The organism is Streptomyces sp. NPDC057099 (assembly GCF_042671245.1).
GTDB classification, from domain to species: Bacteria; Actinomycetota; Actinomycetes; order Streptomycetales; family Streptomycetaceae; genus Streptomyces; species Streptomyces purpurascens.
On the sequence record NZ_JBHUTX010000117.1, the window covers coordinates 1 to 1,700 of the forward strand.

The following is a 1,700-nucleotide window of genomic DNA, read 5'->3' on the forward strand; positions in this document are numbered from 1 at the left end:
CGTCGCCGAGATGGCGTCGCGCGCCGGCCGCCTGGCCTCCCTGGGCATCGAGTCGCTCGCCGAGCGCCCCGACCTCGTCGGCACCGAGGGCCTCACCCTCGAAGTCGTCGTCGTGGACGAGGTGTCCGTCTTCACCGGCGACCCCAAGCACGGCGCCGCGATCACCCGCGACCTCGCCGAGCTCGCCCAGCGAGGTCTCGCGTTCGGGATCATCCTCGTCCTGGCCACCCAGCTCAACGACACGACCGTCCTCCCGAAGAAGATCACCGGCAACGTCGTCTGGCGCTGGTGCATGTACACCACCGACGCCGACGACTCGAACACGATCCTCGGCAAGGGCGCCGCCGGACGCGGCTGGTCCACCCACCTCCTCGACCCGAACCAGCGCGGCTCCGGCATCCTGCGCCGCGACGGCGGGTTCACCACGCTGCGCTCGCTGTGGCTCGACGGCGCCGACATGGCCGAGGTCCAGGACATGGTGCGCGCGCTCCGAGTGCAGGGCGCCGTGCCCCCGCCGCCGAAGCCGACCCCGCAGCCCGCCCCGCAGCCGGCCCCTGCGGCCGAGGCCACCGACTGGACGGTTCTGGACCGCTGGCTCACCGAGGCCGCCCCCGCCCCGACCACCCAGGCCGGGCCCGACCCCAAGGCCCAGGCGTTCGACCTCATCCGGCAGGCCGGACCCCAGGGGATAAAGCGCGCGGCCGTCGCCGACGCGATCGGCGCCCCCGCGAACACGGTCGGCGGGTGGCTCAAGGCGTGGACCGAGCAGGGCCTGATCCAGGCCCTCGGAGCGTCCCCGCACACCCGCTACGCCGCCACCGACGCGGCTACTGACGGCCGTCAGTAGTCCCCGGTTTCTACAGACGAGTGCAGGTCAGCGCACTGACGAGGTCTCGTCAGTAGCCGTCGTCAGTAGATCCGTCAGTACGTCCCATCAGTAGAACGCCCCCACCCGGTGCTCCTGGACAGATCCCCGGGCGGGGGCCACCACCCACGAAGGATGGAGACCCCAGCATGGCATTCCGTCGAACGATCTCCCAGGCCGAGCTCGGCGCGAACCAGACCGACGCCGACCGCCAGCGGCACGGCCGGACCTACTCCGCCCAGACCGGCGGTTGGACCGAGAAGACCACGGAGAAGCCCACCGCCGGCACCGGCACCACCGACCAGGACGCCTCCGGCGCCCGGAAGTGGTGGAAGTGATGAGCGCCCGCCACACCGCCCCGGTCTGCCACGGCCGCCGGATGCACCTCGGCTCCAAGGGCCAGTACACCTGCCGCCGCTGTGGCTCCTGGACCATCCGGCTCCTCGCCCTCCTCGGGGGTGCCCGATGAGTGACGCCGAACGTCAGGCCGCCGCCGCCGCGATGGAGGCCGCCCGCCAGGCCAACCAGGCAGCCATACAGGCCAGCAACGCCGCCGCTGAGTCCCTCGCGGAAGCCGCCCGCAACGCCGCCGCCGTCGCGGCCCAGGCCGCCGCGCACCTCGCCCGCTGACGCCGAGCCGGGCGGAAGCGCACCCGGCCCTTCCCCCGGGGAGAGGCCGGGCAGGCCACCGCCCCGACACCCCCGGAATCGAACTCGTTTCGCCAACCGGGGATCCGCAGGGACCATGACCACCCAGCCCCGGGCGGACCTTCGCGCCCGCCCGGGGCACCTTCGCCCACACGACCGAGGAGACCCGTGACGACCACCCTGGAGC

At 73.3% G+C, this 1,700-nt stretch carries 3 protein-coding genes and 1 pseudogene; all 4 read left to right on the forward strand.

Translation table 11 applies throughout. From position 1 onward, the window contains the following. Positions 1 to 847, forward strand: a pseudogene (locus tag ACFT4A_RS42415) (hypothetical protein); the annotation flags it as partial. A gap of 167 nt (positions 848 to 1,014) precedes the next feature. Then, complete coding sequence (locus tag ACFT4A_RS42420) at positions 1,015 to 1,203, forward strand: hypothetical protein (protein WP_382549295.1); 189 nt, start codon at positions 1,015 to 1,017, stop codon at positions 1,201 to 1,203. Further along, positions 1,203 to 1,334, forward strand: a complete 132-nt coding sequence (locus ACFT4A_RS42425; RefSeq protein ID WP_382549296.1) for a hypothetical protein — start codon at positions 1,203 to 1,205, stop codon at positions 1,332 to 1,334. The genes ACFT4A_RS42420 and ACFT4A_RS42425 overlap by 1 nt, the downstream gene beginning before the upstream one ends. Beyond that, complete coding sequence (locus tag ACFT4A_RS42430; RefSeq protein WP_382549298.1) at positions 1,331 to 1,495, forward strand: hypothetical protein; 165 nt, start codon at positions 1,331 to 1,333, stop codon at positions 1,493 to 1,495. The genes ACFT4A_RS42425 and ACFT4A_RS42430 overlap by 4 nt, the downstream gene beginning before the upstream one ends. The last annotated feature ends 205 nt before the right edge of the window (positions 1,496 to 1,700 follow it).